Origin of the sequence: Arthrobacter sp. TB 26 (assembly GCF_000427315.1) — a bacterium.
Taxonomy (GTDB): Bacteria; Actinomycetota; Actinomycetes; order Actinomycetales; family Micrococcaceae; genus Arthrobacter.
The window spans coordinates 5,540-10,137 of record NZ_AUPJ01000091.1 but is presented as its reverse complement, the minus strand read 5'-3'; the positions used below and the strand labels follow the sequence as shown (position 1 = coordinate 10,137).

6 protein-coding genes and 2 pseudogenes (1 of these 8 cut by a window edge) are annotated in these 4,598 nt (G+C 69.7%); 3 read left to right on the top strand and 5 right to left on the bottom strand.

Annotated elements, in window-relative coordinates:
* Nucleotides 1-436: pseudogene (locus K789_RS0102475) on the top strand (DUF4031 domain-containing protein); the annotation flags it as partial.
* A 92-nt stretch (nucleotides 437-528) separates the two neighbouring features.
* On the opposite strand, the gene K789_RS0102470 reads toward K789_RS0102475, so the two are convergent.
* Both K789_RS0102470 and K789_RS0102465 read right to left on the bottom strand, forming a co-directional pair.
* A complete protein-coding gene (locus tag K789_RS0102470) occupies nucleotides 529-1,041 on the bottom strand; it encodes an SRPBCC family protein (protein WP_024365364.1) in 513 nt (170 codons plus the stop codon).
* 24 nt (nucleotides 1,042-1,065) lie between these two features.
* Complete coding sequence (locus tag K789_RS0102465) at nucleotides 1,066-1,479, bottom strand: YccF domain-containing protein (protein WP_024365363.1); 414 nt, start codon at nucleotides 1,477-1,479, stop codon at nucleotides 1,066-1,068.
* 176 nt (nucleotides 1,480-1,655) lie between these two features.
* On the opposite strand from K789_RS0102465, the gene K789_RS0102460 reads away from it, so the two are divergent.
* On the top strand, nucleotides 1,656-2,051 hold the full coding sequence (locus tag K789_RS0102460; protein WP_024365362.1) for a hypothetical protein: 396 nt from the start codon (nucleotides 1,656-1,658) through the stop codon (nucleotides 2,049-2,051).
* A gap of 12 nt (nucleotides 2,052-2,063) precedes the next feature.
* Here the strand turns inward: K789_RS0102460 and K789_RS0102455 are convergent, their stop codons facing one another.
* The 3 genes from K789_RS0102455 to K789_RS0102445 form a co-directional block, all read right to left on the bottom strand.
* Nucleotides 2,064-2,609 carry a YceI family protein gene (locus K789_RS0102455; RefSeq protein ID WP_024365361.1) on the bottom strand — a complete coding sequence of 182 codons (546 nt, stop codon included), beginning with the start codon at nucleotides 2,607-2,609 and terminating at the stop codon, nucleotides 2,064-2,066.
* A gap of 116 nt (nucleotides 2,610-2,725) precedes the next feature.
* A complete protein-coding gene (locus tag K789_RS0102450; protein WP_024365360.1) occupies nucleotides 2,726-3,763 on the bottom strand; it encodes an LLM class flavin-dependent oxidoreductase in 1,038 nt (345 codons plus the stop codon).
* A 46-nt stretch (nucleotides 3,764-3,809) separates the two neighbouring features.
* Nucleotides 3,810-4,421: a phosphoribosylanthranilate isomerase gene (locus K789_RS0102445; RefSeq protein ID WP_024365359.1), complete on the bottom strand. Its 612-nt coding sequence runs from the start codon at nucleotides 4,419-4,421 to the stop codon at nucleotides 3,810-3,812.
* Between the two features lie 117 nt (nucleotides 4,422-4,538).
* Between K789_RS0102445 and K789_RS22115 the strand changes: the two are divergent.
* Nucleotides 4,539-4,598, top strand: a pseudogene (locus K789_RS22115) (HutD family protein) (it continues 587 nt past the right edge of the window).

The following is a 4,598-nucleotide window of genomic DNA, read 5'->3' as shown; positions in this document are numbered from 1 at the left end:
CCCGCCGCGCGCCGTGCTGCTCGCCGCCTGGTTCCACGACGCCGTCTACCGCGGGATCGCGGGCCAGGACGAGGAGGAGTCGGCCCGGCTCGCCGAGGACCGGCTGGCCCACGCCGGCCTTCCCGCGGCCGAGGTGGCCGAGGTGGCCCGCCTGGTGCGGATGACGGCCGACCACCGGCCGGAGACGGGGGACGACGCCGCCGCCCTCCTCAGCGACGCGGACCTCTCGGTGCTGGGCGGGGAGCCGGGAGCCTACGCCCGGTATCTGGCCGCCGTCCGGCTGGATTTTGCGCACATCGGCGACGACGACTTCGCCGCCGGGCGCGCCGCCGTTGTCCGCCAGCTCCTGCAGCTGGACCCGCTCTTCCACACCCCGCGGGGCCGGGACCTCTGGTTGGACGCAGCGCGGCGGAACCTGCAGGGCGAGCTCGGGTAGGCGGGGCGCAGGCCGGGACGCAACGCGGGGTCACGTAGCGCCCATAAACCCCCTCGGGATAGGCGTTACGTGACCCCGCGTTGCCTGGTTTCTCAGGCGCCCCGGCGGAGGTGTTCGGCGAGGCGGTCGAAGGACTCGCGCCAGCCGATGCCCTGGCCGTCGCGGTTGTCGATCGTGTCGAAGGGGCCCTGGAAGAACGTCATCCGGGTGCCGCCGTCGATCTCTTCGAGCTGGAACGTCACCTCGGTCTCGAAGCCCCGGGTGCCGTCCGGTTTGTCCCAGGCATGGGTGAAGACGAAGAGGTTGGGCGGTTCGATGTCCGTGTGGACGCCGCTCCACCACTGTTCCTTGCCGGTGCTGTCCTGGACCATGCAGGCCCGGTAGAGGCCGCCGATTTCCAGATCCGCGTCGATGCTATCCCGGGGAGTGTGGAACCCGCGGGGCCCCCACCATTCCGTGGCCTGGTCGGGGTCCGTCAGTGCGGACCACACCCGGGTGACGGGTGCCTGGAATTCGCGCGTAATGACCAGCATGAGGTCGTCGGGCGGCGTGGGGGCTCCGCCCTGGCCGGACGGGGCTGGAACGGCGGTGACGTGCTCGGACATTTCGGGCTCCTCCTCTAAAACGGGCTAGCGGTAGGACTTGTTGTAGGTCGTCACAAAAGGCTTGTCGCTCGGGACGATCTGTTTGCCCAGCGGCATGAGCGAGACCGGGATGAGCTTGAGGTTGGCGATGGCCAGCGGGATGCCGACGATGGTGATGGCCATCGCGAAGGCGGTGACCACGTGGCCGATCGCGATCCAGATGCCGGCAACGAGCAGCCAGATGACGTTCCCCAGCAACGCGAACACGCCCGTGCCACCCGGGCGGTCCACCACGGTGCGCCCGAAGGGCCAGAGCGCATAGTTCGCGATCCGGAACGACGCGAGCCCCCACGGGATGGTGACGACCAGCAGGCAGCAAATGATCCCGGCCACGAAGTAGCCGAGCGCCAGCCAGAGTCCACCAAAGAGCAGCCAGATGATATTAAGCAGTGTCTTCATGGGACCATTCTCCCCCGCCGGAGGCAGATCCGGCCTAGGGGTTCACCCTGAACAATTCCTGAAATTCGTCCGGTGACCCGGGCGGACAGCGCATAGCTTTGCGAACGCACGGAAGGGCATAATACTTGGACCATGCCTGCACTCCTGAAGCTTGCCCTGATCGCCGGGAGACGCAGATGACAACCATCGGGGACCTGCTCGGCCCCATCCTCGAAGTCATGACGTGGGTGGGTTTCGTCCTGGGCCTGCCGCTGCTGGTGTGGGGCTGGATCGCCCGGCGGCGCCGGTGCCAGTGGGCCGGAACCACCGGCAAGGTGATCAGCGCCGGCGGATTCACCGGCTACAGCTGGACGGACCACCACGACGCCGACCACCGGTCCCTGTTGCCGGCGGCCGAGTCGGGCGGCCTGGTAGTGGGCACCGACGTCGAGCTCTTCTACGACGTGTGCCACCCGTCCCGCTGGGGGCTGACCCCGCCAAAGCACGACAATGCCGCCTGGACCCTCGGCTGGATCCTCACCGGGGTGGGGATCCTGTCCACGGTCGGCGGCTTCGTGCTGCTGCTCTTCTAGGCCTGCTTCACCTTAGGCCTGCTTCACCATGGCCGCCTCGACGCTGATCTTGACCTTGTCGCTGACCAGCAGCCCGCCAGCCTCGAGCGCGGCGTTCCAGGTCAGGCCGAATTCCTTGCGGCTGATGTCCGCCTCCGCACTGAACCCCGCGCGGGTGGCGCCGAACGGGTCCACCGCGATGCCGGTGAACTCGACTTCCAGGTCCACCGGCTTAGTGACGTCGCGGATGGTGAGGTCGCCGGTCAGGACGTAGTCCTCGCCGTCGCCCCTGATCCCGGTGGCGCGGAACGTCATGTCCGGGTACTTTTCGACGTCGAAGAAGTCAGCGCCTCGGACGTGCGCGTCGCGGTTGGCGTCGCCGGAGTCAAAGCTGGCTGTCTTGATGCTGGCATGCAGGCTGGCATCTGCGAGGGAGTCGCCGACACGCGCCTCCGCCGTGGCCTCATTGAAGCGGCCGCGGACCTTGCTGATGCCGGCGTGCCGGACGCTGAAGCCAACTTCGCTGTGGGACATGTCCAGCGTCCAGACGCCGGGGGTCAAACCTTGGGGCAGTGTCACAACGGTCTCCTTCGCGGGTGGCGGGCCGGGCCCGCCGGGTCATCGGGGTACTCCCCCAAGGAGCCATGCTAGCCACGCCGCCGCGGCGCGGCTAGCCTTTTGCGCCACCCGGGCGGCTACGACGCCGACTTCGGCGCCCAGCCGATCACCGGAGCGATGTGCCGGACAACGGTGCCCAGCAGCTTGGCGTTGAAGTCCACTCCGAGCTGGTTGGGGACGGTGAGCAGCAGGGTGTCGGCGGCCTGGACGGCGGCGTCGGCGGCGAGTTCCTCCGCGATGGCGTCGGGCGCGCCGACGTAGCTCCTGCCGAACCGGGCCACGAGTCCGTCGATCACCCCCACCTGGTCCCGCTTTTCCCGCAGGGCGCTGAGGCCGAAGTACCGCCGGTCCTCATCGTCGACGATCGGCAGGACGCTGCGGCTGACCGATACGCGCGGCTCGTGTTGATGGCCGGCGTCGGCCCAGGCCTGGCGGAACATGCTGATCTGCTCGGCCTGGAGCTGGTCGAAGGGCACCCCGGTGTCCTCGGTGAGCAGTGTGGAGCTCATCAGGTTCATGCCCTGCTCCGCGGTCCAGACGGCGGTGGCGCGCGAGCCGGCGCCCCACCAGATCCGTTCGCCGAGGCCGGCGGAATGGGGCTGGACTGGCAGCAGCCCGGATCCGCCGCCGGCGTAGCGCGGCTCGGCCTCCGCCATCCCGGCGCCCGAGATGGCGCGGCGGAACAGCGCCGTGTGCCGCCGCGCCATGTCCGCATCCGTCTCGCCGTCAGCTGGCACATGGCCGAAGGCCGCGGCACCGTCACGGGCGGGTTCGGGTGAACCGCGGCTGATCCCCAGCTGCAGCCGCCCGCCGCTGATCAGGTCCGTCGCGGCGGCTTCCTCTGCCATGTACAGCGGGTTCTCGTAGCGCATGTCGATCACGCCGGTGCCCATTTCGATCCGGCTGGTCCGGGCGGCGACGGCGGCCAGCAGCGGGAACGGGGACGCCTGCTGCCGGGCGAAGTGGTGCACCCGGAAGTACGCGCCGTCCACGCCCAATTCCTCGGCGGCAACAGCCAGTTCGATGCCCTGCAGCAGGGCGTCGCGGGCGGTCCGGGTGCGGGAGCCTTCGCCGGGGCCCCAGTGTCCGAAGGACAAAAATCCGATGCGCTTCATGTCAGGGCCAACACGGTGCGGTCCGGCGGCATTCCTGCGGCCGGTTTCAGGGCCGCGGAGCCAGGGACTTGGCCGCCGTCACGAAGTCCCGGATTTTGGCCAGGTCCTTCACACCGCGGGAGGACTCGACGCCGGAGGAGACGTCCACTCCCCAGGCGCCTGCCTGCGAGGCCGCACCGGCGACGTTGGCAGGATCCAACCCGCCGGCCAGGAGCCAGTTGCGCCCGGCCAGCCCCTTGGCGCGGACCGAGGCGTAGTCCCAGGCCTCGCCGGAGCCGGGGACGGCGGCGTCGATCAGGAGCAGGTCCTCGCCCCAGTCCGCGAACGACTCGGGCGCGGCGGACATGGTGACGGCCCGGATGAGCTTGAGTCCGGCGTCGTGCACGGTGCGCACGTCTGCCGGGGCGCGGTCGCCATGGAGCTGGATCCAGTGCAGCCCGGCGTCGCGGGCCACGGCGACGGCGTCCGCCGCGGCTTCGTGCCGGAAGACCCCGACGGCGGGGAACCCGGCCGGGACGTGGGCCAGGAGTTCCCGGGCCTGTGCGGGAGTCACTTCGCGGGGGCTGCGGGTCAGGACAAAGCCGACGGCGTCCGCCCCGGACTCCGCGGCGGTCCGGACCGACTCCGGCGTGCTGAGCCCGCATACCTTGACGAACATTCGGCTCCTTTTGCAGTAGTTCCTGTGCTTCTGCCTCCGACGTTAGCAAGGACAGTGGCACGCCGGCGCCTCACCCAGCCCCGCGATTACTTTCCGGCCGGCGGATAGGGTGGTGGGATGGAGATCATCCGATATGCCGAGCTGAAAGCCCAACCCTGGCGCAACGGCGGCGGGGTG